Genomic DNA, 24,058 nt, shown 5'->3' with positions numbered 1-24,058 from the left:
TTTCCTCCTTAAATGAGCCCGGAGACATCGAGAGCACACCGGCTGTAAGCAGGTCCAGGAATGACCAGGTCAAATTCGCGTACGAATCCATAGGCCAGCAGGGACTCGTATCCTGAATCACTATTATTGCCCTGAATAACCACCGGGATCCCGCGCATGCCGGCAAAAATCCGCTGGACCGCATCCACGGAGCCGGAGTCAACTTCCAGATCCAGAGACATACGCTTAGCCCAGTTTCCCTGCTTGAGAGTAGTCAGGCCGTCCTCATCGGTCTCTTTCCGGCTAAAATCTTGAATTCCAACGCTGGCCCCAAACTGAGTCATGCCGATATACCTAGACTGCCCGACAATCACCTGACCAACCTTTGCCCGGCTGGATGGATTAGGATGTATGCGGACCAGTATTTTGGCATTGAACCACACTGGAAACCGTAACAGCAGGTCATTTCTCCACTCATAGGGCAGAAAAAAATATTCCCACCAGGACGTGGACATATCCAGCCTTAGATCCACGTCCTTTTCCACTTCCACGGTGCCTGTGGATAGATTGGTAAGCTCTATCTCGACGCGGTCGCCGTCCAGCGCGAACATGGCAAGGCCGTCACAGCTGGACGCGTCAATTTCAATTTCGATTGGCTGGCCCAGCTCCCCGACGCTTTGAGAGTTCACGAATCGATCAAACATCTTCCACTGATTTGTGGCTCCAACCTCTGCCCACCAGGGGGCGTAGACAAGATCTTTATCCGCCACTCCCTCCTGTGGTTCATCTTTGAATTTTTCCAGATTTTCCGGGGGATAGTTTCCTTGATTCGCGCTTCGCTTGCTCTCGAAAACTATGTGAGGAGTGCGCGGCGTGACTCCGTCGTCTTCGAGGGAGACGACTACTTTTTGCCCAACGCTATAGGTCGCATCAGGATCATATTCCGGCAGACTTTCCGCTGCCAAATTTGTCGAGAGCAGGTTTATTTTTTTGGGTATAATCACTTCCATCAGACTCTTACCCCCGGCAGGCCGTCTTGGTCCCACCTGTCCATGATCCGTTCGGTCCGGCGTATGTGCTTGGCTATGACATACAGCGCACGTCCCAGGGACTCATCAACCCGGCCGGCGGATATTGTTTTGAGCGTGTCCAACATTTCCCTGGTCTGCTCTGCTGTCAGGATGCGCCCCCCCTGGCTGGGCATGAACATTTCATCCCCGGCTTCGTTGATGCGGTACATATGGCCAGGGAGCACATCGCCGCCTATGCGTCGGCCAATACTGCTGCCTCCGCCGCCCGCGACTCCGCGCCCTCCGCTGTCACGGCCTCCACTGGTGCCGGAGCTGGGGCCACCGCCCCCAAATCCGCCGGGGTTCCCGTGGGGAGAGTTGCCCCAGCCCCCAGAAGTGCCCAGCCCCTGGCTGCGCCCGCCATGCGCATCAGGGCCTCCAGGAGAATACCCGCCAAAGTCAGCTCCCCCGGGACCGTCTGAGCCGTATTGAGACCCCACCTGTGCGGCCCAGCCTCGTGTGGCGTAGGAGTAAAAACTGGGAGAGGCCAGAACATCCGCGGCGAGCGCTGCGGAGACGGCTAAGCTCCCCTGAGCCTTGACCGCGTCCGTAAAGCTCTTGCCGTATGTCTTGGCCATGTGGCTTACATGATTTCTCAGCTGGGTATCGGGGTTTGTGGCTATGGCTTGGGCACGCTCAACCAGGCCCATAGCGAGCCTTCCGCGAGGCCCTTCCTCGGTTATCTCTTTGACAAAATTCGAAATTCCGTAGCTTTTAGACATCCGGTCGATAGACGCATACATGCCGCGCCCTGCGATCTCTCCGTACTGGTCCTCCAATGCGTCACGGTAGGTCTCGTTTGCACGAACGCCGAGTAGGTCAGCTATCCCGCTGATTGCCATGCTCACCATAGGGGACAGCGCCCCGGCCATTATTCCGAGGCCCAACCCGGAGAATCCGGTCAATGCAGCCAGGGCGGAGACGGCAACCTTCGAATATGGCTGGTATTCTTCAACGCCAAGGCTATACGATGCAATATCGCCGAACAGACCGGCGGTCATGCCGGTAGCGATAGACGATACCGCCCCCTGAACGGCCACATCTCTGGCCATCGATCGAGCGGCGGACATATCTATATTGAGGCCGACGCTCTGCAACTGATTGGCCATAGACATGGTAGAAGCGTAGTTCTTGGCGGCCGCGGCCAGGCCTCCCAAAACGGAAGACTGCATCCTGCCCATTACCATGCCGCTGATATTCGGGTCACGGACCCCCATGAAGTCGGCTGCTCTGGCCCCCCGAGAAAGGCCCTCAACACGCCCCTGAACCTCGCCGAAAAACGTATCCCGGCTCATGCCTCCACTGCCGACGGCCGCCCTGATGGCCTCGGCCTGTTGCCTCGGGATGACCATTTCGCCTTTTTGCAGCTTGGCCAACAACTCATCCTGCTTGATTTCCACGGTCCCAGTGTGGAATGACAGCATGCCGTCCAGCATGTTGGCGCCGAAATCAACCAGCTTGCTCGCTGCCCACTGGGTGGCCATTTTGGCTACGGCATCGGTCATGGTCCGGAGCATGGATTTCCAAAACGTGTCCCAGGACCGCCCGAGGCCGTCCATGTCACCCCGGATGCCGTTAAAAAGCGTGTCGGAGACAACGCGGCTAGAGTCCGAGGAAAACCTTCGAAACACATCGTATCCGGCCTGGCCCCAGGTGTGCTGCTCTTTGAGCAGATCCCTCAAACCAACCCGGAACCCTGCGAAAAATTGATCTGACGACATGATCATTCGGCGCTGGGCCTCAGCGTGGACTCTGATCTGTTCCTCAGCCGCCTTTTTCCGCTCCGCAGTCTCCTGAGTATTGATCTTTTTCAGCTCAGCATCACGCCACCTTGCCACCTTCACCGCATCAGCCCCGGCCAGCTCATAGGCTTTTGCCTGCGCTATTATCCCCCGGCGCTCAAATTCATAACGGTCAGTGAAAAGCTTCGTGTAATCTTGGCTAAACTTCTCCAGCAACCGCTTTTTGTCCTGCTCGCTCTTCTCTATCTCCTTCGCCAGGGCTTTGGCTTTCTCAGCCTCTTTTTTCCTGGCTTCGGCCACGGCATCAACAGCATCTTCCAACAGCCCAAGATCTATAACTTGTTTTTCTGTCGCCTTAGCCTGCTCAACCGGGATAGCAGCAATCTCGCCGCGCACGTCTCTGATCTTTCTTCCCCAAGAATCATAACGCTGTTCCGCAGCGAAAACGGCATCAGCGATCTCCTGGGCCGCGCCGTCGTAGAGCGTACGTTGGACAAGTAATTCGCGATTGACTGCTTCCAGGGCTGATGTCAGTGGATTATAATCCATGCGCCCTAAGCGGACCGGAATTTCCATGAGGGCTTCAAAGGGGACCAGCAATGTGCGCAACATGCCGAACAGCTGATGCAGCCCCTCAACTGTCACAGCCACGAATGTTTGAGTCGCCAATCGCAGATTCAGCCAGCTGGTATGCACAAAGCCGACAGTCCTCAGCACTAGGTCGAGGGCGTCCACCACTGACAGGACGCCGGACTTGGCCAGCTCCATCAGCATGTCGCGATTGTCTTCGATCTTGCCGCCCCAGCTTATGAACTGTTTTTCCGCCAGCCCCATCAGGTCGATGAAAAACTGGTTTCGCGTGATCACGAAGCCCAGCTGTTCCCACATATCGCCGTACGCGTTTGCCGCTGCCTCTCGCATCCCCGAGTAGGTATTCCGGGCCGCCGCTGCCGCACCGCCGAACTGGCCCTCAAGTTCCTCCAGAATGACCGCTTGAGCCCCGGCGGCGTCTCCGCTCTCCCAGAGGACCTTGATCATTTCGCGCTGTTCTTCGGTGAACTGCACCCCGGCACGTGAGAGAGCCCCCAGGCTGGAGACAGGATCATTTAGGGCGCGGCCTATCTGCTGGATAGACGAATTAAGATCCTGCCCCATCGCCCGGCTCATATCCAGGGCAGCCATCGTGGCCCGTTCAAAGCCTTCGCCCCGGATATTCTTAAAGGTGCCGAGGATAGCCATGCCGTTGATGATCACTTCGTCGCCAACGGTGGTCAGACGCTGATACGTCCCAGCCAGCGCCACCAGCTCACCATGTGTGAAGCCCGCGGAGTGGCCCGTGGCAGTGAGTACAGCCTGCAACTTGTTCTCGGCGACATCCTGGATGTCCGCCAACTCAACAGCCCGCTCGCGGACCCGGTTGAGCGCGTACAGCCCACCAACTGCTGCAGCTGCTGCAACGGCTCCCAGTTTGGCCACGGACTTGACCGTTTCGCCGACACTCACAGACAGATTGCGCATCCTGGATCCGGTCTGTTCACCGGTCTGTTCCAGGCCGCTCAACTCCCCGCGCACCCCTGCGAGAGCTTGCCGCGCCTCTCGGCCATCAGCAGTGATGGTTATCTGGACTCTATTTTGGCTCATTTAAATCAAACCTCAGCCGGGACAGGTCTTCCCATACAGTCAGGTCCAGATCGTTTGCCCTCCAGGGGAAACCGGCCTCCTGAAGGTTGTAGATCCAGAGCAGATGTTCCACCCACACTGATCTGCGGACATCCTTGTCCGGACATGCGGCACATGCCTGCTCTAGCCATTTTCCGTTGTGCTTTTCACAATCAGTTCGTTTTCGCTCGGTACAGGCTGATCTGTACCGCTTGAGGACTCCCCCACAGGCTCATATTCCTCCACAGTTAATTCGAGGTCTTCCAGATCCTCTGCCGACGGCAGCCTGACCATTTCTACTCCGCCCAGGACAGTACCCCCCACAGCCGCCGCGATCTCCGGAGCGGCCTTTCTCAGCAGCTCTTTCCAGTCCTCCCGATAGTCCGGATCGGACTTGTCGGCAGAAAAGGCTTTGCCATCAATTCCGAATGTCCCTTTTCGGAATCCGACCATAATGGCCAGACCATACTCGATGTTCTGGACAAATGTCCGGTCGACTATTTTTTTTCCGTCCCTGTAAAAACGCCCGGCATTGTACCGGGCGCGTTCCTTGGTTGTGGGCACTCTGAAATAGATTTCGTGAACGCAGCCGCCGATGGTGTCGCGGATCTCTATGATGTTTCTATCTGCTACCAATTCGCGCATTTGAAGCCTCCGGTTAGGAATAAATCATCCAAAATTCATCGTCCCCGCCGCCCAGTCCGAGATCGTCAGCCCGGGCGGTGAAGGGCAGATCATACGTGACCGTGCCGTCCCGATCGCCATAAGAAACCGAGTCGTACAGAGCCTTGGGGACGTATAGCCCGATCCTGTTGCCCATCTCATGGCCTATGGTGGCGTGCAACAGCCCGGGCGTGGCGGTCTTCCACGCCTCCCACGGATTGAATCCGGCCAGCGCAGAGACCTCGGGGTCGATGGAACCGCCTGGATTGCGATTGGTGATGTTGAAACCAATAATCCCCTCGGGGGCATTCAAATCCCGCCTCGGAGTAATTTCATTTCGCAGCTCCAAAGACAGGCCCTGGAATACCGGGGTGTGCCCTGCGATCCGTGCTCCCAGGGCTCGAGCCGTAGGCGGCACCAGATCCAGCATGGCCGGTGTGGGCATTGTCTCATCAGCCGGATCACTCCACAGCCCGCGGCCCTGGAAATTGATGCTCGGGATCTGTCCGCTCTGGATATTCAGGCTGAGCGTGCCCCGCCAGCCGGGGCACTTATGCAGGATGCCGTCCCGGAAAAAATAGACCAACGTGCTCTTGTGCAGTGCCGGGCTGGACTCGGGCCTGTAGCCAATAGCCGTTCCCGGATTCCCGTCGAGAATCCCGCTTGTGTCTGAGGTCAAGCCCTTGAACGTGTCTGTATCCGCAAATTGTCCGGACAGCTGCAACACGATCAATTCCGCGGGCCGGGCATCATCACCAGTGCCGGAGACCTCCGGAATGATCTGCAAAATTCGCCCTTCCACCTCGGCCAGGTCTTTTTTCACGATTTCGCCGACCAGGAACCCGGCAGAGCTGCCGTCCAGCGTCAGCCGGGCCAGATCCTCCCTGACCAGGCCGCAGGACAACAGAAATTGCTCATATTCCGGAGCTGCCACGGCACTGGCCACGACGCCGCCGCCTTTGGCCTCGACTGTCAGGTTAATGGGGACCTGTTTGGCCCCGATAACGTGACCGATAGGCGAGAGAGTATCACGGACCGGATCTCGCTCGATTCGCTCGCCTTCGGCGCTAATTTCCGGCGCCATATTGCACAGCAGCCCATTTGCCGCGGTGATTGCCGTGGCCGGATCGGCATAGCTGCTTTCCAGGGCGGCCAGGACCACAGTCCGCCTGGTCAGTTTGTAATTTGCCATCAGTCGTTCCTCCGTAAATATGTTATCGCCTCAGATACGCATCCAGGGCGAACATTGCCTCATAGCCGACTATGCCCGGCTTCCCGGTCTCAATCAGCCCATCCGTTTCCAGGCTCAGCCTGTTTCCCCCAACCTCTTCTCCTGCGAGGGAGTCAATCACCGCCTCCAGGAGCGGCAGAGCGTCGTCAGCGGCCTCGACGTCGCCACGGTAGTTCAGGGCGAGGACCAGCACGCTCCAGCGCATTGACCGGCTCTGGACGTGCAGCGACGTGGTTTGCGGCTTGCCGTACCGGGACCCCGCGTAACAGACCCACACCGCGGCCCGGCCGAACGTGAAAATCCGCTCGGAGTTGCGCCCCAGGGGCAGGCTTCCGATCTTAACGCCGGCGTGCAGATCGTCTGCCCTCAAAATTTTCAAGATCTGGTCTTCAATTTCCGAAATGACGCCCATCAATACCTCCGCCACTCTCCAGGCCCGAAAATACGAGCCGGCGCGATCACGTCCACGCCCTGGGCCTCGGGCTGGGACGTTTTGCCAGGCTCAGCACCCAGGCTGAGCTTGCCCTCGCCTATTTTGTCCAGAGTGCGCCGAATCCCGGCCTGGACATCGCGCCACGGACCGGGGTCGATATGCGGCCGCCGGTTAAAAAGGTTGGCGATCGCCAGGCGGGCGCTCATGTTGCTGACCAACCCGGGCGGGGCAGCCAAAGGCACGGCCCGCACCAGCCCGACATGGCCGTCAATCTCCCGGTCCGCCTGACTGATGGCGTCCATCAACACCTTGCGTAACGCGGCCTGGTCTCCCGTTAGGCCATCCCCGCCAACCCCGGCGGCGGCCAGCAGATCCGCATCATTCAGCCCGCCAATGTCATCGGCCAGCTGGAGGATTTCACGGGAAGGGAGCAGGGCGGTCAGGTCCGAAATTTGCGAGTAGGGCATTAGGTTCGTCCATTGTTAAGCAGGGGCACGGCGCTGCCATGCCCCTGCGAGATTACTTCAGTTACGCTACCACCAGCGCCTTGCAGATCCCTTTAACGTTCGGGATCGGGAAGGGCTTGGATTCGCCCACCAGCTTGTACCCGCTCGGATCTTTGATCTCGATGGGCTTCACGAACATGGGCATGGCCATCAGGTTCGCGTCCAGATCGTCCACGGCGCAGTAGGGCATCCGGTGCCCGGCATCCGTGGCGATCATCCGGACTTCCTTGTCCGGGACGGCGGGCGTCATCACACCGGTCTGCGGGTTGCGGTACTTTTCGGCGCGGCGTTTGATGAGGAACCCGCCGATATTGATCCCCTGATCCGTCAGCTCGACGCGGATCTTTGCCGTGGTCTCGCTGGCCTCGGCCTTGATGAACAGCTTGTTGTACGCCGTCTTGCCCGCCCAAATCTCCGCCGTGGAACCGTATCCATGCTCCTCAATGGCTTCCTGCATGTCCGTCAGCGTCTCAAAGATGTCGGCCAGCTTGCAGTCTGCGTGATCCCACTTGGCCGCCGCGGCGACATTCAAGGAGAGGATAGCGCCGAAATCGACATCGAAGATGTCCCATCCGCCGCCTTCCAGTTGCACGGGCCACTGAACGCGCCCGGAGAGGGCCTGCATACACACGGCCTCCGCCGTCTTCCGGATGCCACGGCGCAGGTGGTCGGTCCGGCCACGCGCCCAATCTTCCTTCCCACCCTGGCCCATCAGCTTGAGGTTGTTCAGGTCCGCGCCGGTGACCATGACGTTTGGACGTGCGGCCAGCGGCTCGTACCAAGCCCAGCTTCCCTGCTCTTTTGTAGCCGGGACCGACGGAGCGCCGCGGCGCACAAACGGCAGCGCATGGACGGTCGCCAGTATATCCGACGTGGAAACCATCGCGGTGTGAATCTGGGGCCGGTCCGTGAAAATCGTGTCCATGACCACGGTCTTCAACGGCGGCAGGGCCGCCAGGTGGCGGATGATCGTTTCACGCGTAAAGAGTCCTGCAATATTCAGCATGTTTGTTGCTCCTTATTTCGGATAGATCCGGTATTTTCCGGGGTTGTCTTATTCCGGGTAGATCCCGGCATCTTCCAGGGTTTTGAGCATGGCCGCGGCCGGGGCTTCGTATCCGCCGGCGTCAGCGGGCACCTTGAGCACATCCTTGCGGACCGATCCGTGGCGAATATACAGGCCGCTGGTACTGCGATCCGTGTCCAGGTCCTCATCCAGCACGCCAACTGGGACAGGCTCCCAGGTCGCCTCTATGTCGGCTTCCGCCAACGGTGCGGTTTTGAACGTGACCGTGCCTTTTCCGGTCCGGTAGTCAATTTTCCCGGTCCCCGGAGTGGTTGCGCCGTCGCCGGTCAACGTCCCGAAACCATCGTCGGTGAATGCCTCCACTCCGTCGTCAATGACCAGCGTGCCCGGCACGATGGGGCCTTTCAGGTCGAAGACGAACGTCTTCTCCGTTCCATCCCCCTCCCCGAGCACCCCGGTCATGGCCTTAAGCCAGGAGGTCAGCTTGCCGTCCAAGCCGCGGGCCAGGAGCAGCCCGACGGGCAGCAGGACGAGGGCCAGGGCAAACAGCCCGGACATGATCACCGCAGGATGATTCCCGCCCCGGGCGCGTTCATCGTTGTACGAGAAATCTCCGATCTTTCCCTTGATTGCCATGTTCTTTCTCCTCTCTTTTGTTTGGTGGCTGTGGGTTGGAGGCTAGGGGCTATGGGCAATGGGCTATGGGTCAAGCCTATCGCCTATTGCCAATCGCCTACACCCGGCTGGTCAGGTCAGCCGGAGTTTCAGAGCCGTTGTCTTTACGCGCCTGCTCCGGGCTGGCGAAATCGCCGCTCAGATCCCGGCCCGGCCTCGCTTCCAGGTCTCGCCAAAACGCCTCTTCCGCTCCGACCTTCTCGGTCTTGTCGCCGGCGGCGAAATCCAATGTGGTCTCGGTGTCCTTGGCCAGAGAGGCCGCAAACGCCAGGACGTTCTTCTTGTCGCCGGGAAGTGCCTTCCCCTCGGCCACGAGCTTTCCGAACCTCGATTCCCGATTCGCGCCCTCCACCTTGCCCTGAAACAAGGCGAATTCCGCGCCCAAGGCCTCTTTTGCGGACCTCTCATCGGCAAGGGCGGTTTGGGCGGCTTTAAGAGCCGTTTTTGCCTCTTCCAACTGAGCGGCGAATTCACTATTGCCCTTCAGCCTCTGAATCTCCGCTTCCAGAGCGGCGATCTTTGCCAATGCTTCTTTCAGTTCCACGTCGTCTTCCTCCGTAGGTTTAGAAAAATTGATGGTCATTCCCGCTTCATCCGCGAAACTCACTTCACCTAATCCGTCGATGGCCGGCGGCGTCGCACCCAGCAGCCCGATGTGGCGCAGGCCTCCATCCGGGAACAGGCTCATGGAGACGTACCGGTACAGCCCCTGTTCAACGACCCGGCGCACCTGATCCGACACGTTCCCCAGCTTCGCCTGCAACACGTCCCCGACCCGGCGCACCTGGTCAGCCCAGCCGAACGCCGGGCCGTTGGTCTCCGGATGCCCGAAAACCAGCGGGGCCTGACGCTTGGCCGGATCGTAGCTGCTGGCGATCTTGTCCAGACGCTCCGGCGTCAGATCCACGTCCTCTCCGTTCATGGCCCGGAACTTCCCAACCCGAGCGATATTGATCCAGCTCATTGCCCCTCCATCAGGTAACTTTCCAGCACGTTACGGATCTCCGGCCAATCCACTGACTCTTGGCCCGGAATGAATGTACGGGCCGGGATTTTCGTCTTTCGGCCCCGACCGGCTTGGCCGCCGTAATTGTGAATCGCCGCATAGACCTTGTTTGTGCCCGCGCTCACTTGGCTCGGCCCAGCCTGATAATTGATCGAATTCTTCAGTATTGAGCTCAGCACAAGGGTCTGTCCGCCTTCGCGTCGCGCTCGAATGGACGGCGGCCACGCGCCCCCACCAGGTGCAGTCCCAGCTTCAAACGAACGCTGGATCTGCGAGACTAGCACCTCGCCAATGCCTTCCATCGCTGGGGTCAGGTCGGCATTGCGCCGGGCGATCCCCTGAAGCATCTCCTGGACGTCTTCCAGCCCGTCGAGCTTGATATCTATCCCGGCTCCGGCCATTTAAACCACCTGCTCCAGTCTCTCCCGCATCCAATCCGGATACTTGCTCAGGTCCGCCGTCCATGCTTCTTTCGCCTGGTTTGTCTCCCATCCCCGGTCCGGAAAAGGACTGATCACCGTTTCCATGCCCGTACGCGGGTCTGTAACCAACGTAGGGCCAGGGATTCCCGCGTCGACCTCGTAGCCGTATTGCTCCACCTGGCGCTCAGAAAGGGTCTGGACTGTACATCGGCACTGGTAGCCGTTCGGGGGATAGAACGTATCCCAAAACGTATCATCCGCATGAAACACTTTGCCGTGCAGAGCGGCATGGCTCGGTCTGGTCCTCGCGTCCTGCACGGACACATAGCGCCAGTAGGGGCGGGCTCGCTTCACGGCTTGCATTTGCTTCCAGCGTCCAGCTTGAAAAGCGGACTGAACATTTGTTCGAAAAATCAACTCGGCTCGCCGCCTGTCCCATCCACTGGCCTGGATTACGTCCGCGATCGACTTTTTCCACTCGCCAAAGCTGGAGCCTTGCTCCAGCGCGCGCCCCAGGCTCGAATAGACATCGTTCACCATGTTTGCCCTGGCCAGTGCGCCAACAGTGAACGCCCGGCCTCGCAGATCCTCGGCCAAACGGTAGAAGTCGTCCGCGTCCAGGACGATTTTTGCGGCCCAGTACTTAAGAGCCTGCCGCATGGGCAGGGAGAAAGGCCTTACCGTGCTCACCTGGCCGCCCATCTGCCGTACAGGTCCGCGGCTACAAGGGCCTGTCGCAGAGCCTCGGTCATTTCATCGTCGGAGAAGTCCGAAAATTCTTTCATCAACAAAAGTTCCAGCTCCTCCGGGCTCTCGGCCTGCTCGACAATGGCCAAGAGTTGCTGGGCCAATCCATCCAGCCCGGGCTGGACCTTTCGCGCTCCGGCTTCGGCCAGGCGGTCAACTTCATCCTGGCGTGAACGTTTTTGCACACCACTTGAGAAATTCGCGGCGAAGTCCAGCCCGCTGACTGCCCCGGCTTCCTGCATCTCGAATTCATCCTCGGACAGCCCGAAGCGCCGCTCGAAATACGTCTTTCGGAATCGGACCCCGGCCGTATGCAGCCTACCGGCCCGGTCCGCTTCGGCGTCCAGGTCGTCGGGGTCTACGTACTCCCACACCGGGGTATATTCGCCGGGGGCGTTGATCTCGCCGTAGATCCATCCCAGGTCCGTGAAAAACGTCGACACCATGCGCTGATCAGCGGCCCGGTAGTCCTGCAAGACTGAATAGTGAGTTTCGGAAGCCGCCCGCGCGCCGACGCCGGAGAGATCGCTGGTCAGGGTCTGGCCGATCAGAACCTTGCTGATCGCGTTATCCCAGTGCCGGACCATCGCCTGGTGAACTTCACCCTTGCCCTGGGCCTGCTCCAGCTTCACATCAGCGCCGCTGGGCAATACGGCCACGGCATCACGGACCATTGAGGCCAAATCCTGGGCCATCTCCCGGCGCTGGGTCCGCTCCATGCCCGCCGGAGCCGTGGCCAGGGTCCAGGGCATGCCGTAGCGCTCGCAGAAGTCCATCCAGAATTGCACGCCCCCGCGCTTGAACGCCACGGGCCATAAACACCTGGAGAGCAGCCGCAGACCGTAGGGGTTTTCGTAGGTCGGGAAGTGGCGAGCCAGGAGAAACTTGAATTCCGGGATCTCCCGATCACCTTCCATTGACCGAAAAACGACCTTACTGCGGCCCGCGAAGCCGAACCAATCCCGGGGCTTGCAAACTACGTCCTTGAGCCGCAGGACGCCGCCTCGGGACTCCCAGTACAGCTCGGCCACCGTGTAGCCGAAATACGGGGCGTCCAGGATCTCCGACGTCAGGTTGTAGAGATCGATCCGCTCCAGGTCCTCCAAAAACATTTTCCGCAGTCGCTCGGCCCCGTCCGTTGGCTCGGCGCCTGCACCGGCGCTCCCGGCCCGGATCACGTAATCGTTCTTCAGAAGCGTTCCGAGCTTGCGCTGCTGCACGGCCATCGTCACTTGCTCATCGCCCAGCAGGTCCGCCAACACTCCTGTGTCGTCGCCGCGCTTGCGCAACACCGGATCAGGGTCCGGAAACGCTCCCAGCCATCCGGCTAGGTCCATCGATCCCGTTGACTCCCTGGTGGCGACCTCGGCCAACAACTCCTCGCGTCGAGCCGCGCCCGGACTCGCAAAATCTTTGATCCAGTCCCAAATCATAATCCGTAACCCCTGGTAATTTGCCTGGACATGCGTTCGCCCGTGGAAACGGGGTCCCATTCGTAAACCTCGCAACTGGCTGCGCTCACGGCCAGAGCCAACGCCCAGAACCGGTCCGCGTGCCCGTCCGGGGTGCGCTCCGCCGTGAATCGGATGTTCCCGGCCGCGGTGGTCTGCTTGGTCACGCTACGCAGGTCGGCGCGTATTTCCCTGTCGTAGGGGATTCGCAGTTGCCGATCTTCCATCTTGCCCCGCAGCGGATAGGCCAGGGCCTCCTTGGAACGCGAGGTGAACGTCACGGCCTCGACCCGGTATTCGCCGAACTTGGCCTGGGCGTCATCGGCCCAGCCGATCCCCAGGCCCGTGGCGTCAATGGCGGTCCGGTCGCAACGCTCGATCCACGGCCAGAGGGCCTTTTCCTGTTCGCCTTTGGGCATGTTTCTCAGACACTCCACGTGCCTGGTGTAGAGCACGTCTCCCAGCAGCTCGACCACCCAGAGCACCGTCAGGTCTTTCTTGCGCCCAATGTCGATCCCGGCATAAAGCCTGCCGCCCTGGGGCTGTTGCCATTTGGCGTCCGCCGGGTATTCACAGGCCGCAATGAGGTCGTACTCCAGGAACGCCACGTCATCATCCGCGGGATGACACATGTATTCCTGCTGGAACGACTCTTCATCCGCGCAGCCGGAGCGCACGAAATCATAGTACTCGGCCTCATCCATCTCCTGAATCGGATCTTCCGGAGAGATGGACTGTTGCAGCCGGTGCAGAAAGCCCTGGTCCAGGGCGTCTTGCAGCGTAACCCGGTGCAGGCTGATCTTCTTGGGGTTCCCGCCTTCGCGGACCTCTCGGATCAGACCGTTGAAAAAGTTGTTGCTGCCCCTGTGAGTCGAGATCAGCTCCATGTTTCCGCCCCAGGTGATGCCCGGGTAGGCGATGGACCAGAGTTTTCGAGGATCCGGATGCAAAGCGAATTCGTCCAATATGCGGCCACCTCGCTTGCCCGCCTGGGCGTCCGGGTTGCTACTCATCGAATGAATGCGCTTTCCGCTTGCGAAACTGAGGACATAGGCTGAAATCTTCTTGTCTTCGTCGATAACCTTCTCGCCCAGGTCCTCGGCGGCCAGCCCCAGGACCTGCGCCCACATCTTGCAATCTTCAATGAAAAGCCGGGCCTGCAAATCGTCCCGGCTGGATACCCACTGATCAAACCGCGCCCCGGCCTGGGCCGTGCGTTCGGTCCCGGCGTAGGCCGTGCCCCAGGAAATGCCGATCTGTCGGCTTTTCTCCATGAGCTTCAGGCGGGCAGTATCCGCAACCCACTTGGCCTGATACGCCAACAGCAGGGCCTTCGGGTTCGCGGGCTTGATCCTGGCATTGCCCATCAGGATGCAACTCCCATGATCCGCTCCCGGATCTCACGGACGGTCTCCTCGGATAGTCCGCCTTTCTTGGCGAGCTTCGCCACCCGGTCCCCAGCTTCTTCCAACGCCTTTTTCCGGATCTCCTCTTCACGCTTCACGTTTTCGCTGGCCGCTTTCTCCAGCTTCTCAATCGCCACGGCCAAATCCCGGATCATGCGCGGCTCCACGGCCTCGCTCCCCTCGGACATCTCCACCACGGCTTCGAACGCCAACGTCCGGACCATCTCATTCAGCAGCTTGCCAACCTCGCCCTGGGGCTCCGCGCCCAGCCGCCCGATCCACATCCGCGCGACTTCGCGGCTTTGCCGCAGCTTCGCGCCGACGGCTTCCATCTTGACCGCATACCGGTTGACGGCGCTCTTGCTCAGCGGCTCCTGGCCCTGTTCCTCCAGGATGGCGTTGATACGCGCCGTGGCGTCCAGCTGGGTCACGCGAGGATCACGCAGTAGTTCCTGCAGCTGCTCCCGGATATCCTCGGGCAGGCGATCGATGGAGGATTGTTGTCGCTTTTTATGTTCCATTTTTATGCTTCCGGAAGAGGCCTGGCCACGCCGGGCACCACGGCCCGGCCCTCGGCCACGTCTAGGCCGCGCCGGGTGGCTCGAATGAGATAGATCCCGGACAGCTCCTCGATCTCGGCCAGACCCTGTTCCCGCAGCCAGGCCCCGGCGGACCGGACCTGATCCACGCTGGAGGCGATTCCGACCAGTCCCAGGGCGTCCTGTATCAGCCGCTCATTGAGCTGGTAACCGGGGTCCTGAGCCAGGACTCGCAGAATCTCCAGACGTCGGTTCTCGTTGACCAGGGCCGCGTATTTGCTCATCCCTCACCTCGCATCAGGTGTTGATTGATCATGTCCAGCGTTCGTCGCTGGGCTCTCATTTCGCCGCCCAGGGCTGCGACTTGCGTATCCACCGAGCCAATCCGGAGATTCACGGAGTTAATCCGGTCGTAAATATCTCCCAGATCGGCCTTCGTCGGCAGGGAAGAACATTCGGCCCGGAACACTTCCTGAGCCTTGTCCAACACATTGGTGCGCTGGGACTCCTCTTGCAGCTTCACCTCCAGCTCAGCTCGGCAGCGCTCACACTCCTCACGAGGCATAAATTTTCTTCCGAGACTCCAAAGTCCCCAACCCATGAGCACCTGCACAATAAGGACGACCACGGGCACAAATTTCATGGCAACATCCATCACAGCGGATATCCCTCCTCGAATCGTTCAACCTCGTGCGCCGTCTGGCAGTCCACGCACCGCAGGCACCCAGCCACCAGCTTCCGCCGCATTTCCGGAATGCGATCATCACAGTCCAGGCAGTGGGTCCGGGACTCCGCGTTGCCTGCTACCGTCCTCCGAGCCATTGCCTCACGGAGAAACATCTCCTCAGCCGATTGGGCGTCGTCAGCGATGTCGGGCATCTAGACGGTCCTCTCCACCCAGCCGCGGGCAAATTGGCGCTGGGTTACGTCGGAGCGCAGGATTTCGATGTAGATACGTCCTTGATACAGGGCCAACAGACGCTCCAGGATGCGCTCCGCACGTGGGCGCGGCTCGCGGACCAGGAAGATCACCAGGGCGCTCATGGACCGCGGCCCAAAAATCCCGTCCAGCGCCAGCGGCTCATACCAGCCGGGCCGGCCCAGGATGTTCAGCGCCTCCTGCAGATTGCGCCTGGTCGTCTTCCGCCCCTGGTTCACGGCCATGTCGAACACGCGCCGGGCCACCACGTAGCTGCCCAGCTCGTCACATCGCATTTTCTCCCAGTATTCACGGAGATAGAACCCACGTACTTGAGACTGTAGAAACGGGTCCTGGTCGAGACATCTAGGGAAATCGGCGACACACCGGCTCTTTGCTTCGTCGATGATCGCCCAGCCTCGCCATTCCGGATGATGCACGCGGGATATTCCTCGGTAGGTCTCGCCGCCGCGATCCGCCGGCTGATCAGCGTAGCCGCCCTCCACGGGCATCAATTCCGCGTAGGCATTCTCAAACCAAGTCATTCGTCGTCTCCGCCGTCCGGAGCGGAATCCTCTGGCCGCGTTTCATGGGTCAGCCCCTCACCCAGCGCGTCGGCGCCGACGTTTTGCCTGTCACCCCAGTTTCCATCAAAGCTGAATGTGCCGGAGCACCCGGCAAGAGTCAGGATTATGAGAAACAGAATTACGCGCATGATCAATTCTCCTTGCGTATTTGGCGCTCCAACAGACGAGCATGGCGCTCAGCCCACTCCAGGCCTTCCCTTAGGCGCTTTTCGCGTTGCGTGCCCAGGTATCGGAACACGCCGGCAGCAACCACCAGCCCCAGACTAATCAGAGCGCTGACGGTCTCGGTGACCTGTTCACCGGTCACATCCAGAAAATCCACGCCCAAAGTTTTCGCAGCCAGGGCGGCCAGGGTCAGTTGAGTTTTTAGATTGTCGAGCATGATTCTCCTTGTATTCGGGCGGCGTTCCGCGTCCGAGAACGGAACGCCGCCGCTTCAGTATGGGGTTGATACTATTTAACGATTTCCCGTGCCGTACCGTTTACCCACAAAGGCAAATCCCCCGGCCTGGGAGCCTGCCCCGCCTTCAACGCGGCTTGGCCGGATTCGGTCAGGTTGTCGTAGCGGAGCACCCCGGCCATGTCCCATTTCCGCCAGACGACCTCACTGCAGAAATAGCGCTTGGCGTCAGTGGAAACGCGACCAAAGACGTTGGCGAACAAGCCCTTGAAATCGTAACCGACGCCCCTTGCGGTGGCCGTCAGGGCATCAGAGCGGATCTTGTCCTGGGAGTAGCCGTAGAGGGTGCGAGGCTGAAAAATGAAGGCCCGCCCTTTGCCGGTTGCGGGAATCCGCCCGGACAACAGCGAGAGCACCAGGCCCTTGCTCACGGCCTCCACCAGAAAAATCCTGTCCTTCAGGCCGCAATACTCATCCAATCGGACGACCAAAGCCGCGTGGCTGTACGCGGTGAACCGCTGGATGATCCACGGGACCAGCCCGCGCGACTGCCAGAGCACGCAATCGCCGGTACGCAACAGGGGCCGAATTTCTTTATACGTTTTTGGCGTTTCCATGCTCAGTGCATAACACGAAAAAAGCCCTGTATTCCAGCGAATACAGGGCCTAAATATTCCAAATTTCTCGCATTATTCACGGTCTGGGACTGGCTTTACGTGTTTTTCGGCCTGCCGAAGTCGCCACTTTTCCAAGTCCTCCACATCCGCCTCCCAGGTCCCCACGATTTTCACGATGGGGAGCCCCAGCCGCCGCCGGTAGACTTGCAGCGTCTCTTCACTCCGCCCCATGTATTTGCTGATCTCCTTCATGCCGAAGAGTCTACGCATCCGTCGCCTCCGGAACCCTCGTGCTGTAGCGGAACACGACATTTCTTCGGCAGCGATACTCCAGCCCGCACTGTGGGCAGTCGAAGTCGTCGAAACCTTCCAGATCCTCGAACATCTCGCTGTCATCCCGCACCACATGCCCGCAATGCGGGCAAACGGGCCTATCGGTCCATGTGTGATCCTGCTTATCTACGGCCATGCAACATCCCCCCGCATTTCATCAACAAACTCCATCCACACATCCCCGCCGATATGGGCCGAGATGACCGCCAGGCCGCGTTTCCAGGACGTGCGTCGGGCATGGCGGAGCAGGGCCTTTGCGTCCGGGCGGTGATACATCGCCGTCAATCCTGACATCAGCGCCGCCATGTCCCGATTCTCCACGATCCGTTGTTCATCGGTTTTCATTGGCTCTATTCTCCCTCAGTTTCTGCAGCAGCCCCCGCACTCCCGCCCCAACCGATTCGATGTCCGGAGATTCAGGTTGAGGCCCTTTAACGACAAGGGCTTCCGGCCTGTGCGCACCCGTGCCAACGGTCCGGCCGGCATCCGCCCGATACCGCAATTTCTCTTCCTTCTCCCGTTCTTGCCCGGCCTCCTGTTTTCCGGCCAGGTCATAGGCCACGGCCTTCAGCAGGTTATGATTCTGGATAGGTCTGGTCAGCTTGCCCACGCCTTCTTTCTCGATCAGGATCTCCATCGCCGAATACCAAAGCCCAGGCCGGACCAGCAGGGGCCGCCCGGCCCGCCAGGACAGTTCCGACAGCCCCAGCAGGCTCCGCAGCTCCTCCACCAGCGCCCCGGCCCGGTCCCAGGCCAGGCCCCGATTCGCAGGGCGAAACAGCCCAAGATAACGCACGACCAGAGCCGGACGCTCCAGCCCGGCAATCACAGCCAACACGTCCCGCGCCTTCGCGTCGTTCCCCCACGCCTCGGCGCTGCAACTCGCTCCGCAGGAGGGGCAGACTAGGCGCATTTTTTCCACCATTCAGCCTTCTCCAGATAATCCGAATATTCCAGCAAATCCGTCCGCAGCTTCTGCCGCGAATCATTGGCTGGTACATCATAATCCTTGTCCCACGTCAGATGGATCAATTCCTCCAGCGCATCCACCGCCGCATCCAGCTTGCGGATGATCACGGGCATCCGCTTCTTGATGTCGCTCACTGCAACCTCCTCGGCCCATCGGCCTCGATCGCTTCCGTCTTTCTTGCCCGATCATTCGATTCGATAGCCCCGTGCAACTCGGCCAGGATGCGCATTATTTCCGAAGACGCCGGTTGATTCATGGGGACCAGGATCTTCAAGCGACCTTTCACTTCATTCTTTCGCTCTCTCCGCGCCTGGAACACCTCCCAGGTAGACCCCAGAAAGAAACCAATCCCGATCAAGGAGGCCGAGATAACATAGACATCCAGGCTCATGCCGCCTCCTCGTCATCCTCATCATCATACTGCGCATATTCTCCTTCGGTTATCGGGCGCAGCGGATAACCTTCCATGCCTGGCAGGCCCCGCTCAACGAACTTTCTCGAAAGGGCCAACAATCTATGCTCTTCCGGGAGCCTGGTTTTATATTCCACTTTGATTGCAACGGCAGAGTTTTCTGGCTCACCATTTTCGTTCTCAGCAACGCCTTCCATTTCAAATAGAAAAATCACTGCCTTTCCCGCTTCATCAATCTTCCAGTTCTTCATGCCGCCTCCTTCTTCAACCCCATCTCCAGCAACCATCTTTCCATCAAATCCGCGGGAGCAGGGCATGTTTTTGGGTCTTTGCCTGGCATTGGAAACAGCGCAGCCATGCAGGCTTTTCTCGGCGCGGCCCAGGCGCAGCACTTGGCCGCGCACACGCCCATTTCGCGGGCTTGGGCATGGGTCATGCCGCCTCGCCGTGGGCCAGGAGGTCCACCAGCCAGTACTTGTCCGCCTTTCTCAGGTCGACCTCGGGCAGATATTCCAGGATATAGGCCCGAACATCCTGCTCCTTGATCCACCACTGGTCGCCGCCCTGGGCCTCGGTCCGGGCCGTGCCCCGGCGTGTCGCCTTCAGCCGCCCGGAGTCGATCAGTCGGCGGATATGCTTATCGTCCACACCCAGACACAAGGCCACGGACCGGGCGGACATCCCTTCCAGGTTCTTGAGCATCCGGGTCCTGCGGAGCTTCAAGACAATGCCGTTCACGCTCCGCTTGTAGCCGTTCGCCTTCATTTTCCGTTGGATCACCTCCGGATGCAGATGGGCAACCCGTTGCAGATACGACAGTTCAGCATCCGACCAGTTCGGCTCTTTCGGCTGCTTGGCCACCCAGCCCTGATGCAAGGCGTACCGGCTCACCTTCCACCTGGGCAGGTGCAGCCGCCGAGCCAGATCCCGCACCTGTCCGGCCCCTGTATCGCTCTGATACACGCGCCGGATTTGCTCGTGAGCCTCGGGAGTTATCACATACTTTGCCGGCTTCATGCTCCGGGCCTCCGAAACTCCCGCTCCAACCTCTGCAGCGCCTTCTTGGCCGGCCCGGCTCCCTGGGCGTCCAGTATGCCGATCAGGGCCACGCGCTCTTCTGCGTGAATCCTGGCCGAGTACAAAATCCGATCCCGCAGCTTGCATCCGTTGCCATCCGAGATTGGACATCCCTTTTTCCTCCTGTCTGTTGATTGTTCACCCCATTAAATTGAACCCCGCGAGCGGTTTCCCGCTCGCGGAGCCCCATCAAAGGAGGTGTTTAGCCGTTTTCACCCCGGCCAGGGGCTTTTCCAGTAGGGCCGATACTCTCGGACACCATGCCGATTTCCCGGCCCCTGCCACGGTCTCGGGCACAAATTTTCAGCCCCGCACTTATTTATTCATCTATTCCGGCCTCTTGAGCCAACTTCACAATATCATGAAATGGCAAGGCAAAATATTTCCCGGTCTGTAATGAGCGCACAACCGGGGTGCTCATGTTCGCGATCGAGAGCACATAGTAGTTCCCGTAATAGTCTGTGATTTCGCCCTTATACTCCCGGTAAAATAGCGTTCCCGGTTTAAGTATTCCCCCTATCTTCGCCTGGTTACTCATGGCGTATTGCCTCCCAGGTGATGCTCGCTTTGTCCTTCCTTTCCGTGCCGATCACGGCCAGTCGCTCATCGGTCCAGCCCTCGATCTTGTCCCAGGCCACGCTCTCTTCCACCCGCACCCCATCGAGCCATCCCAGCCCCTTCAACGCTTCCACGGTCACGGCCTTCGCCTTGCGGACCACCTGGCGCACGGTCAGGATCAGGGAGCCGGAGGGCAGCCCGCAGCGCACCCCGGCGGCAGCCTGGTCCTTGTCCGGCGTGCCGAACAGATCCACCTGATGCCGCGTCGCCAGCGCCTCGATCTCCTTCTCGGTCTCCTTCAACCTCGCCACTGTGGGCGCGACCAGCTCAGTGAATCGCTCCTTCACCTGTCGCGTTTCGGCATCGTAGCGGTCCTTTTCCTCTTCCAGCCGAGTTTTCAGCGCCGCGGCCACGCGCAGCAGCTCATCGGCCCGCGCATGGGCAGGGCTGGGCAGCTTCTTTCTTGCGCTCATGATTCCCCCGGAATGTCAGCAGTGAGGCTGAGCTGGATTTCATTCAGCAGCAGCGGCAGATTGGTCCTCTTGATCGCCGCGATTTTGGCCAGAATCTTCAGGGCCTTCGTCTTTTCCTTGCGGATAAATCCCTCCAGGTCGGACCCGGCCACCAGGAGGTAGTAACCACCGCCGGAACTGCTCTGGCTTGTCCCGATAGGGAAGCCCTCCCGCTGCACCAGGGTGATCAGGTCTCGCAGCTGGCGGGTGCCGTTGATCTTGGTTTTTGGCTCCTTGCCGAATACCCGGCGATACAGATCAACCATCGAGATCGCGCGGCCTGGTCCGGGATGCTGGACAATCACGTCCTTGAGCCGCCCCTTGAGCTTCATCAACTCCAGCTCGGCTTCCGGTGTCTTTGGATTCGCGTTCAGCATGTCTGAGCCTCCACCTGTTCGCCTTTTTCTCTGCATAAGCACCCCCCGGCGCAGACCTCCAACGTCTCCAGCCGCGCCGCCGGGCTCCACTCCCGTTCCATATTCTCAACCTGTTCCGCACAATCCTCCAGGACCTCCCGGCAAAGCCGCACCATCCCCCATTCCAACTCCGGAACCCGGCCAGCCAACTCGCCCAGTGCGTGATGCACGCTTTTAATTTTCGTATTGACCATCGTCTTATCTCCTTGTTTTATCTTAGCGTCTTAGCTCATACCGGACACATGCCCGCATGTTGAAACTTCCCCATTTCCGCCTGCATCCCGGCGAAAATTCTCGCCTGGGCCGGGCTCATCTTCCCGGCATTCGATTCCTGCCTGGTCTGGTAGGCCTGAGCCTGCAAGCAGGGGGTTTTGCCGCATGTTTTGCGGATGTACGTTTTCCCATTGCTGAGTTTGGCCTCGTATTCATAGGCATCCCCGCAGAACGGGCAGGGGCGGGTTTTGCTCGCTGCCTCGCCATCCTCCAGGGAAAGCCGCCATTCTCGTTTGCACTCCGGACAGCGGAAGAGGCCGGGCACCACCGCGAACTGCTCCCACTCATCCTGATAGCCGCACGCGCAGCTGATATTGCACTGTTCGTTTCTCATGCCGCTGCCTCCTTGCGCTTCTGTTGGGCCTTCACCAGCGCCGTGACCACGCTCCCAAGTTGCCTGGAGGTCAGCCATTCCACCCGCTCAGAGCCGTACATCCGCTTGGCGATGCCGTGAGCGTACGACCAGGGGCGCTTGCCCTCGGCAAGCAACGCCTCGATCTTGCCCAGCAATGGCCCCTTGCCGTCCGTATCCATGTTCGCAGGCTTACCCGGGTGCTTCGGCTTGCTCAGCTCCACGCCCTGAGCCAGGGCTATTTTCTCAAGTCGCATGCAAATGCTGACCAGCTCACCAAGCCGCATATCCGCACAACTCCGTTTGCCCGTGGCCGCTTCCAGCATGTCCCGGTACGAATCGTCATCCAGCCCCAGGGCCTTCCGGCCTATGTGGATCTGGGCCAGCAGGCCCTTGCGTCCGTTTGCGTTTTTCATGGGTTCAGCTCCCGGTACGCCTTGAGCTGCTGCTGGACGCAGTGGTTCAACATCACAAAGTCGGCGCCGTATTCGTCAATCCAATTGATGCTGCAGTCACAGAATATGTTTTCGTAAACCCCCTGGCCGCATTCCAGGTCTTCAAGTATCCCGTGATTCTCCAGGTAAACCCGCAGGCTACGCATTGCGTCCGCTTGCCGGTCTATGCAGTGCTTCTGCATTCGGTAGTCACGGGGCCAGCTTTGCTCGCAACGCTGCCGCACGTCATCCGCCATCGCCTCGCCGGCCACCATCGCCAAGCCAATCGCTGCGCCTGCCAACATCCTTGTGATACGTTTCATGACTCGCTCCTTTGGGTTGTTTTTCTCAATCTTGGTGCAACCTTGACCATTGCTCCGGTGTTGCCGTCCTTGACCATCCTGGTCTGGCTGTTCCAGGTGGGCGCTTCCGGGCCGGTGTCCCGCTCAAGGGGGAGCATCCATTGTCCGGATCGCATCCGGACCAGATACCCGGCGTCTTCCAGGGTCCGGATGTACCGCTGCAAATCCCTGACGGCGTCTTTCTCCGTGCCGTCGGCTACCAAGGAGAGCAGATCATCAACCGAGAATTTGCGCTTCAGGCGCATGGCCCGCCATGCTCTGGCCCGCAACGTCGTGGCCCTGGTGGTCTGGGCCCGGACTGGACCGGCGACTTTCTGACCGCTCCGCAGCCAGATCCGGCCCTGCTCGGTGATCTCGCAGACGCCCTCGCTGATGCTTAGCAGCCCCCGCCGGGCCAGCGCCCGGCAGGTGCACCGCACGCCGCCGTCCGGCGCGTCGAACATCGCATCCAGGCCGCGAATGGTCATGAGCCCATTGGCCAGCATTTCCAGGATTCTCCGGCCTCGCCACTTGCCCATCACTTGCCTCCGTTGACGGCACGGACAACCTTTTGCTTCCGGCTCTGCCAGTCGAAGGACAGCGCCATGCCCGAAAACGCTTCAAGATTCGCCGTGGCCATGCTGTTGGCGATGGCCACACGCTCCACCGTGGAAATGATGTTCAACACTTCGCGCATCCGGCCGTTCGAAAGCCGGTGCACCTCGCCGGCCAGGTCGTCGGCAATGGGCACCTCGGAGAGCACTGAGCAGGCGAACCGGACGTCATCCAGCGTGACCGGAGTGAACTCCACGGCCTGGGCGATCCGGCTATGAATCTGGCCGTGCTTGGCGATCATCTTTTGAATGCGCTCCATGCCGATCAGGACCACGACCACTTCGGCGAAGTCGCTCAGGTCGCGGATCTTCTCCAGGGTCTTCGCACCCTGGGCCAGAGTGAATTCCGCCTCATCGATCACCAGTGCCTGCTGGGTGCGGGCCAGATGCTCGGAGAGCCGGGTAAAGAGCTGCTGGCTGGTGCCGGTTGGGTCCACGGTGCGCAACTCGTGAGCCAGATCCCGCATGAAATAGCGCGGGGTCCAGTCCACTTTTGCCCGCAGATACACGGCTCCGGTCTCCACGGCCCAACGGTCCGCGACGTGGCTCTTGCCCAAACCCGGCAGGCCATGCACCAGCATCAGCCCGGCCTCGGCGGCTCCGCGCTGCTCCACCTGGCGCACCGAAGCGACGAAGCGGCCGTAATTCTCTGTCTTGACGAATGCCTTCCTCATTTCATATCCTCCT

Annotated in this window: 39 protein-coding genes; all 39 read right to left on the bottom strand. The window is 60.0% G+C overall.

The features are described 5' to 3' along the window. Positions 1 to 8 precede the first annotated feature (8 nt). Positions 9 to 989 (bottom strand): hypothetical protein, encoded by a 981-nt coding sequence (locus BLP93_RS00935; protein WP_092116289.1) that lies wholly within the window; start codon positions 987 to 989, stop codon positions 9 to 11. Beyond that, the gene (locus BLP93_RS00930; RefSeq protein WP_092116287.1) at positions 989 to 4,432 is read right to left on the bottom strand and encodes a phage tail tape measure family protein; all 3,444 of its coding nucleotides are present in this window, start codon (positions 4,430 to 4,432) and stop codon (positions 989 to 991) included. Before BLP93_RS00930 ends, BLP93_RS00935 begins: the two co-directional genes overlap by 1 nt. Positions 4,433 to 4,594: 162 nt before the next feature. Then, a complete protein-coding gene (locus BLP93_RS00925; protein ID WP_092116285.1) occupies positions 4,595 to 5,095 on the bottom strand; it encodes a hypothetical protein in 501 nt (166 codons plus the stop codon). Positions 5,096 to 5,108: 13 nt separating this feature from the next. Continuing rightward, positions 5,109 to 6,305 (bottom strand): phage tail tube protein, encoded by a 1,197-nt coding sequence (locus BLP93_RS00920; RefSeq protein ID WP_092116283.1) that lies wholly within the window; start codon positions 6,303 to 6,305, stop codon positions 5,109 to 5,111. 22 nt (positions 6,306 to 6,327) lie between these two features. Then, positions 6,328 to 6,756 carry a Gp37 family protein gene (locus BLP93_RS00915; protein ID WP_092116281.1) on the bottom strand — a complete coding sequence of 143 codons (429 nt, stop codon included), beginning with the start codon at positions 6,754 to 6,756 and terminating at the stop codon, positions 6,328 to 6,330. Further along, a complete protein-coding gene (locus tag BLP93_RS00910) occupies positions 6,756 to 7,244 on the bottom strand; it encodes a phage protein Gp36 family protein (protein ID WP_092116279.1) in 489 nt (162 codons plus the stop codon). Before BLP93_RS00910 ends, BLP93_RS00915 begins: the two co-directional genes overlap by 1 nt. Positions 7,245 to 7,305: 61 nt before the next feature. Continuing rightward, positions 7,306 to 8,289 (bottom strand): major capsid protein, encoded by a 984-nt coding sequence (locus tag BLP93_RS00905; RefSeq protein ID WP_092116277.1) that lies wholly within the window; start codon positions 8,287 to 8,289, stop codon positions 7,306 to 7,308. 48 nt (positions 8,290 to 8,337) lie between these two features. Then, the gene (locus tag BLP93_RS00900) at positions 8,338 to 8,946 is read right to left on the bottom strand and encodes a hypothetical protein (protein ID WP_092116275.1); all 609 of its coding nucleotides are present in this window, start codon (positions 8,944 to 8,946) and stop codon (positions 8,338 to 8,340) included. Positions 8,947 to 9,043: 97 nt separating this feature from the next. Beyond that, on the bottom strand, positions 9,044 to 9,949 hold the full coding sequence (locus BLP93_RS00895; protein WP_092116273.1) for a phage protease: 906 nt from the start codon (positions 9,947 to 9,949) through the stop codon (positions 9,044 to 9,046). Beyond that, positions 9,946 to 10,392, bottom strand: a complete 447-nt coding sequence (locus BLP93_RS00890) for a phage virion morphogenesis protein (RefSeq protein ID WP_092116271.1) — start codon at positions 10,390 to 10,392, stop codon at positions 9,946 to 9,948. Before BLP93_RS00890 ends, BLP93_RS00895 begins: the two co-directional genes overlap by 4 nt. Further along, positions 10,393 to 11,103 carry a phage head morphogenesis protein gene (locus tag BLP93_RS00885; RefSeq protein ID WP_161946141.1) on the bottom strand — a complete coding sequence of 237 codons (711 nt, stop codon included), beginning with the start codon at positions 11,101 to 11,103 and terminating at the stop codon, positions 10,393 to 10,395. Next, positions 11,100 to 12,593 (bottom strand): phage portal protein family protein, encoded by a 1,494-nt coding sequence (locus BLP93_RS00880; protein ID WP_161946140.1) that lies wholly within the window; start codon positions 12,591 to 12,593, stop codon positions 11,100 to 11,102. Before BLP93_RS00880 ends, BLP93_RS00885 begins: the two co-directional genes overlap by 4 nt. Continuing rightward, a complete protein-coding gene (locus BLP93_RS00875; RefSeq protein WP_092116267.1) occupies positions 12,590 to 13,978 on the bottom strand; it encodes a phage terminase large subunit family protein in 1,389 nt (462 codons plus the stop codon). The genes BLP93_RS00880 and BLP93_RS00875 overlap by 4 nt, the downstream gene beginning before the upstream one ends. Next, on the bottom strand, positions 13,978 to 14,538 hold the full coding sequence (locus BLP93_RS00870) for a DUF3486 family protein (RefSeq protein WP_092116265.1): 561 nt from the start codon (positions 14,536 to 14,538) through the stop codon (positions 13,978 to 13,980). Before BLP93_RS00870 ends, BLP93_RS00875 begins: the two co-directional genes overlap by 1 nt. A gap of 2 nt (positions 14,539 to 14,540) precedes the next feature. Beyond that, on the bottom strand, positions 14,541 to 14,840 hold the full coding sequence (locus tag BLP93_RS00865; RefSeq protein ID WP_092116263.1) for a VpaChn25_0724 family phage protein: 300 nt from the start codon (positions 14,838 to 14,840) through the stop codon (positions 14,541 to 14,543). After that, positions 14,837 to 15,199, bottom strand: coding sequence for a hypothetical protein (locus BLP93_RS00860; protein ID WP_139162871.1), 363 nt, complete (start codon positions 15,197 to 15,199; stop codon positions 14,837 to 14,839). The genes BLP93_RS00865 and BLP93_RS00860 overlap by 4 nt, the downstream gene beginning before the upstream one ends. An 11-nt stretch (positions 15,200 to 15,210) precedes the next feature. After that, positions 15,211 to 15,435, bottom strand: a complete 225-nt coding sequence (locus BLP93_RS00855) for a TraR/DksA C4-type zinc finger protein (RefSeq protein WP_092116259.1) — start codon at positions 15,433 to 15,435, stop codon at positions 15,211 to 15,213. Further along, on the bottom strand, positions 15,436 to 16,020 hold the full coding sequence (locus BLP93_RS00850) for a glycoside hydrolase family 108 protein (protein WP_092116257.1): 585 nt from the start codon (positions 16,018 to 16,020) through the stop codon (positions 15,436 to 15,438). Next, positions 16,017 to 16,190 carry a hypothetical protein gene (locus BLP93_RS16855; protein ID WP_153304269.1) on the bottom strand — a complete coding sequence of 58 codons (174 nt, stop codon included), beginning with the start codon at positions 16,188 to 16,190 and terminating at the stop codon, positions 16,017 to 16,019. Before BLP93_RS16855 ends, BLP93_RS00850 begins: the two co-directional genes overlap by 4 nt. Before the next feature lie 2 nt (positions 16,191 to 16,192). Then, positions 16,193 to 16,444 (bottom strand): hypothetical protein, encoded by a 252-nt coding sequence (locus tag BLP93_RS00845; RefSeq protein WP_092116255.1) that lies wholly within the window; start codon positions 16,442 to 16,444, stop codon positions 16,193 to 16,195. Positions 16,445 to 16,515: 71 nt separating this feature from the next. Next, on the bottom strand, positions 16,516 to 17,079 hold the full coding sequence (locus tag BLP93_RS00840; RefSeq protein WP_092116253.1) for a hypothetical protein: 564 nt from the start codon (positions 17,077 to 17,079) through the stop codon (positions 16,516 to 16,518). Between the two features lie 72 nt (positions 17,080 to 17,151). Continuing rightward, positions 17,152 to 17,349, bottom strand: coding sequence for a hypothetical protein (locus tag BLP93_RS00835; RefSeq protein ID WP_092116251.1), 198 nt, complete (start codon positions 17,347 to 17,349; stop codon positions 17,152 to 17,154). Continuing rightward, on the bottom strand, positions 17,342 to 17,548 hold the full coding sequence (locus BLP93_RS00830; RefSeq protein ID WP_092116249.1) for a hypothetical protein: 207 nt from the start codon (positions 17,546 to 17,548) through the stop codon (positions 17,342 to 17,344). Before BLP93_RS00830 ends, BLP93_RS00835 begins: the two co-directional genes overlap by 8 nt. Then, entirely contained in the window at positions 17,539 to 17,757 is a 219-nt protein-coding gene (locus BLP93_RS00825; protein ID WP_092116248.1) for a hypothetical protein, read from the bottom strand. The genes BLP93_RS00830 and BLP93_RS00825 overlap by 10 nt, the downstream gene beginning before the upstream one ends. Beyond that, positions 17,744 to 18,337: a hypothetical protein gene (locus BLP93_RS00820; protein ID WP_092116246.1), complete on the bottom strand. Its 594-nt coding sequence runs from the start codon at positions 18,335 to 18,337 to the stop codon at positions 17,744 to 17,746. Before BLP93_RS00820 ends, BLP93_RS00825 begins: the two co-directional genes overlap by 14 nt. Beyond that, positions 18,316 to 18,516, bottom strand: a complete 201-nt coding sequence (locus BLP93_RS00815) for a hypothetical protein (RefSeq protein WP_092116244.1) — start codon at positions 18,514 to 18,516, stop codon at positions 18,316 to 18,318. Before BLP93_RS00815 ends, BLP93_RS00820 begins: the two co-directional genes overlap by 22 nt. Further along, positions 18,513 to 18,773 (bottom strand): hypothetical protein, encoded by a 261-nt coding sequence (locus tag BLP93_RS00810; protein WP_092116242.1) that lies wholly within the window; start codon positions 18,771 to 18,773, stop codon positions 18,513 to 18,515. Before BLP93_RS00810 ends, BLP93_RS00815 begins: the two co-directional genes overlap by 4 nt. Next, a complete protein-coding gene (locus BLP93_RS00805; RefSeq protein WP_092116240.1) occupies positions 18,770 to 19,045 on the bottom strand; it encodes a hypothetical protein in 276 nt (91 codons plus the stop codon). The genes BLP93_RS00810 and BLP93_RS00805 overlap by 4 nt, the downstream gene beginning before the upstream one ends. Then, positions 19,042 to 19,230: a hypothetical protein gene (locus tag BLP93_RS00800; protein ID WP_092116238.1), complete on the bottom strand. Its 189-nt coding sequence runs from the start codon at positions 19,228 to 19,230 to the stop codon at positions 19,042 to 19,044. Before BLP93_RS00800 ends, BLP93_RS00805 begins: the two co-directional genes overlap by 4 nt. Next, positions 19,227 to 19,811, bottom strand: a complete 585-nt coding sequence (locus BLP93_RS00795; protein WP_092116236.1) for a helix-turn-helix domain-containing protein — start codon at positions 19,809 to 19,811, stop codon at positions 19,227 to 19,229. Before BLP93_RS00795 ends, BLP93_RS00800 begins: the two co-directional genes overlap by 4 nt. 379 nt (positions 19,812 to 20,190) lie before the next feature. Beyond that, positions 20,191 to 20,409: a hypothetical protein gene (locus BLP93_RS00790; protein ID WP_092116234.1), complete on the bottom strand. Its 219-nt coding sequence runs from the start codon at positions 20,407 to 20,409 to the stop codon at positions 20,191 to 20,193. Then, on the bottom strand, positions 20,402 to 20,902 hold the full coding sequence (locus BLP93_RS00785) for a host-nuclease inhibitor Gam family protein (RefSeq protein ID WP_092116232.1): 501 nt from the start codon (positions 20,900 to 20,902) through the stop codon (positions 20,402 to 20,404). The genes BLP93_RS00790 and BLP93_RS00785 overlap by 8 nt, the downstream gene beginning before the upstream one ends. Further along, positions 20,899 to 21,318 (bottom strand): hypothetical protein, encoded by a 420-nt coding sequence (locus BLP93_RS00780; protein ID WP_092116230.1) that lies wholly within the window; start codon positions 21,316 to 21,318, stop codon positions 20,899 to 20,901. Before BLP93_RS00780 ends, BLP93_RS00785 begins: the two co-directional genes overlap by 4 nt. Next, positions 21,312 to 21,551 carry a hypothetical protein gene (locus BLP93_RS00775; protein ID WP_092116228.1) on the bottom strand — a complete coding sequence of 80 codons (240 nt, stop codon included), beginning with the start codon at positions 21,549 to 21,551 and terminating at the stop codon, positions 21,312 to 21,314. The genes BLP93_RS00780 and BLP93_RS00775 overlap by 7 nt, the downstream gene beginning before the upstream one ends. Positions 21,552 to 21,586: 35 nt before the next feature. Beyond that, on the bottom strand, positions 21,587 to 21,964 hold the full coding sequence (locus BLP93_RS00770) for a hypothetical protein (protein WP_092116226.1): 378 nt from the start codon (positions 21,962 to 21,964) through the stop codon (positions 21,587 to 21,589). Further along, complete coding sequence (locus BLP93_RS00765; protein WP_092116224.1) at positions 21,961 to 22,398, bottom strand: gp16 family protein; 438 nt, start codon at positions 22,396 to 22,398, stop codon at positions 21,961 to 21,963. Before BLP93_RS00765 ends, BLP93_RS00770 begins: the two co-directional genes overlap by 4 nt. After that, positions 22,395 to 22,739: a hypothetical protein gene (locus tag BLP93_RS00760; RefSeq protein WP_092116222.1), complete on the bottom strand. Its 345-nt coding sequence runs from the start codon at positions 22,737 to 22,739 to the stop codon at positions 22,395 to 22,397. The genes BLP93_RS00765 and BLP93_RS00760 overlap by 4 nt, the downstream gene beginning before the upstream one ends. Next, positions 22,736 to 23,296 carry a hypothetical protein gene (locus tag BLP93_RS00755; RefSeq protein WP_092116220.1) on the bottom strand — a complete coding sequence of 187 codons (561 nt, stop codon included), beginning with the start codon at positions 23,294 to 23,296 and terminating at the stop codon, positions 22,736 to 22,738. Before BLP93_RS00755 ends, BLP93_RS00760 begins: the two co-directional genes overlap by 4 nt. After that, the gene (locus BLP93_RS00750; protein WP_092116218.1) at positions 23,296 to 24,045 is read right to left on the bottom strand and encodes an AAA family ATPase; all 750 of its coding nucleotides are present in this window, start codon (positions 24,043 to 24,045) and stop codon (positions 23,296 to 23,298) included. Before BLP93_RS00750 ends, BLP93_RS00755 begins: the two co-directional genes overlap by 1 nt. Positions 24,046 to 24,058: the final 13 nt, after the last annotated feature.

Origin of the sequence: Desulfonatronum thiosulfatophilum, assembly GCF_900104215.1 — a bacterium.
In the GTDB taxonomy this organism is placed as follows: Bacteria; Desulfobacterota; Desulfovibrionia; order Desulfovibrionales; family Desulfonatronaceae; genus Desulfonatronum; species Desulfonatronum thiosulfatophilum.
This window is presented reverse-complemented; position numbering and strand designations above follow the sequence as displayed.

Excerpts from the sequence above, each read along its gene's own strand:
- BLP93_RS00935 (WP_092116289.1), bottom strand. The coding sequence starts at position 989 with ATGGAAGTGATTATACCCAAAAAAATAAACCTGCTCTCGACAAATTTG.
- BLP93_RS00930 (WP_092116287.1), bottom strand. The coding sequence starts at position 4,432 with ATGAGCCAAAATAGAGTCCAGATAACCATCACTGCTGATGGCCGAGAG.
- BLP93_RS00925 (WP_092116285.1), bottom strand. The coding sequence starts at position 5,095 with ATGCGCGAATTGGTAGCAGATAGAAACATCATAGAGATCCGCGACACC.
- BLP93_RS00920 (WP_092116283.1), bottom strand. The coding sequence starts at position 6,305 with ATGGCAAATTACAAACTGACCAGGCGGACTGTGGTCCTGGCCGCCCTG.
- BLP93_RS00915 (WP_092116281.1), bottom strand. The coding sequence starts at position 6,756 with ATGGGCGTCATTTCGGAAATTGAAGACCAGATCTTGAAAATTTTGAGG.
- BLP93_RS00910 (WP_092116279.1), bottom strand. The coding sequence starts at position 7,244 with ATGCCCTACTCGCAAATTTCGGACCTGACCGCCCTGCTCCCTTCCCGT.
- BLP93_RS00905 (WP_092116277.1), bottom strand. The coding sequence starts at position 8,289 with ATGCTGAATATTGCAGGACTCTTTACGCGTGAAACGATCATCCGCCAC.
- BLP93_RS00900 (WP_092116275.1), bottom strand. The coding sequence starts at position 8,946 with ATGGCAATCAAGGGAAAGATCGGAGATTTCTCGTACAACGATGAACGC.
- BLP93_RS00895 (WP_092116273.1), bottom strand. The coding sequence starts at position 9,949 with ATGAGCTGGATCAATATCGCTCGGGTTGGGAAGTTCCGGGCCATGAAC.
- BLP93_RS00890 (WP_092116271.1), bottom strand. The coding sequence starts at position 10,392 with ATGGCCGGAGCCGGGATAGATATCAAGCTCGACGGGCTGGAAGACGTC.
- BLP93_RS00880 (WP_161946140.1), bottom strand. The coding sequence starts at position 12,593 with ATGATTTGGGACTGGATCAAAGATTTTGCGAGTCCGGGCGCGGCTCGA.
- BLP93_RS00875 (WP_092116267.1), bottom strand. The coding sequence starts at position 13,978 with ATGGGCAATGCCAGGATCAAGCCCGCGAACCCGAAGGCCCTGCTGTTG.
- BLP93_RS00870 (WP_092116265.1), bottom strand. The coding sequence starts at position 14,538 with ATGGAACATAAAAAGCGACAACAATCCTCCATCGATCGCCTGCCCGAG.
- BLP93_RS00865 (WP_092116263.1), bottom strand. The coding sequence starts at position 14,840 with ATGAGCAAATACGCGGCCCTGGTCAACGAGAACCGACGTCTGGAGATT.
- BLP93_RS00860 (WP_139162871.1), bottom strand. The coding sequence starts at position 15,199 with ATGAAATTTGTGCCCGTGGTCGTCCTTATTGTGCAGGTGCTCATGGGT.
- BLP93_RS00855 (WP_092116259.1), bottom strand. The coding sequence starts at position 15,435 with ATGCCCGACATCGCTGACGACGCCCAATCGGCTGAGGAGATGTTTCTC.
- BLP93_RS00850 (WP_092116257.1), bottom strand. The coding sequence starts at position 16,020 with ATGACTTGGTTTGAGAATGCCTACGCGGAATTGATGCCCGTGGAGGGC.
- BLP93_RS16855 (WP_153304269.1), bottom strand. The coding sequence starts at position 16,190 with ATGCGCGTAATTCTGTTTCTCATAATCCTGACTCTTGCCGGGTGCTCC.
- BLP93_RS00845 (WP_092116255.1), bottom strand. The coding sequence starts at position 16,444 with ATGCTCGACAATCTAAAAACTCAACTGACCCTGGCCGCCCTGGCTGCG.
- BLP93_RS00840 (WP_092116253.1), bottom strand. The coding sequence starts at position 17,079 with ATGGAAACGCCAAAAACGTATAAAGAAATTCGGCCCCTGTTGCGTACC.
- BLP93_RS00835 (WP_092116251.1), bottom strand. The coding sequence starts at position 17,349 with ATGCGTAGACTCTTCGGCATGAAGGAGATCAGCAAATACATGGGGCGG.
- BLP93_RS00830 (WP_092116249.1), bottom strand. The coding sequence starts at position 17,548 with ATGGCCGTAGATAAGCAGGATCACACATGGACCGATAGGCCCGTTTGC.
- BLP93_RS00825 (WP_092116248.1), bottom strand. The coding sequence starts at position 17,757 with ATGAAAACCGATGAACAACGGATCGTGGAGAATCGGGACATGGCGGCG.
- BLP93_RS00820 (WP_092116246.1), bottom strand. The coding sequence starts at position 18,337 with ATGGTGGAAAAAATGCGCCTAGTCTGCCCCTCCTGCGGAGCGAGTTGC.
- BLP93_RS00810 (WP_092116242.1), bottom strand. The coding sequence starts at position 18,773 with ATGAGCCTGGATGTCTATGTTATCTCGGCCTCCTTGATCGGGATTGGT.
- BLP93_RS00805 (WP_092116240.1), bottom strand. The coding sequence starts at position 19,045 with ATGAAGAACTGGAAGATTGATGAAGCGGGAAAGGCAGTGATTTTTCTA.
- BLP93_RS00800 (WP_092116238.1), bottom strand. The coding sequence starts at position 19,230 with ATGACCCATGCCCAAGCCCGCGAAATGGGCGTGTGCGCGGCCAAGTGC.
- BLP93_RS00795 (WP_092116236.1), bottom strand. The coding sequence starts at position 19,811 with ATGAAGCCGGCAAAGTATGTGATAACTCCCGAGGCTCACGAGCAAATC.
- BLP93_RS00790 (WP_092116234.1), bottom strand. The coding sequence starts at position 20,409 with ATGAGTAACCAGGCGAAGATAGGGGGAATACTTAAACCGGGAACGCTA.
- BLP93_RS00785 (WP_092116232.1), bottom strand. The coding sequence starts at position 20,902 with ATGAGCGCAAGAAAGAAGCTGCCCAGCCCTGCCCATGCGCGGGCCGAT.
- BLP93_RS00780 (WP_092116230.1), bottom strand. The coding sequence starts at position 21,318 with ATGCTGAACGCGAATCCAAAGACACCGGAAGCCGAGCTGGAGTTGATG.
- BLP93_RS00775 (WP_092116228.1), bottom strand. The coding sequence starts at position 21,551 with ATGGTCAATACGAAAATTAAAAGCGTGCATCACGCACTGGGCGAGTTG.
- BLP93_RS00770 (WP_092116226.1), bottom strand. The coding sequence starts at position 21,964 with ATGAGAAACGAACAGTGCAATATCAGCTGCGCGTGCGGCTATCAGGAT.
- BLP93_RS00765 (WP_092116224.1), bottom strand. The coding sequence starts at position 22,398 with ATGAAAAACGCAAACGGACGCAAGGGCCTGCTGGCCCAGATCCACATA.
- BLP93_RS00760 (WP_092116222.1), bottom strand. The coding sequence starts at position 22,739 with ATGAAACGTATCACAAGGATGTTGGCAGGCGCAGCGATTGGCTTGGCG.
- BLP93_RS00755 (WP_092116220.1), bottom strand. The coding sequence starts at position 23,296 with ATGGGCAAGTGGCGAGGCCGGAGAATCCTGGAAATGCTGGCCAATGGG.
- BLP93_RS00750 (WP_092116218.1), bottom strand. The coding sequence starts at position 24,045 with ATGAGGAAGGCATTCGTCAAGACAGAGAATTACGGCCGCTTCGTCGCT.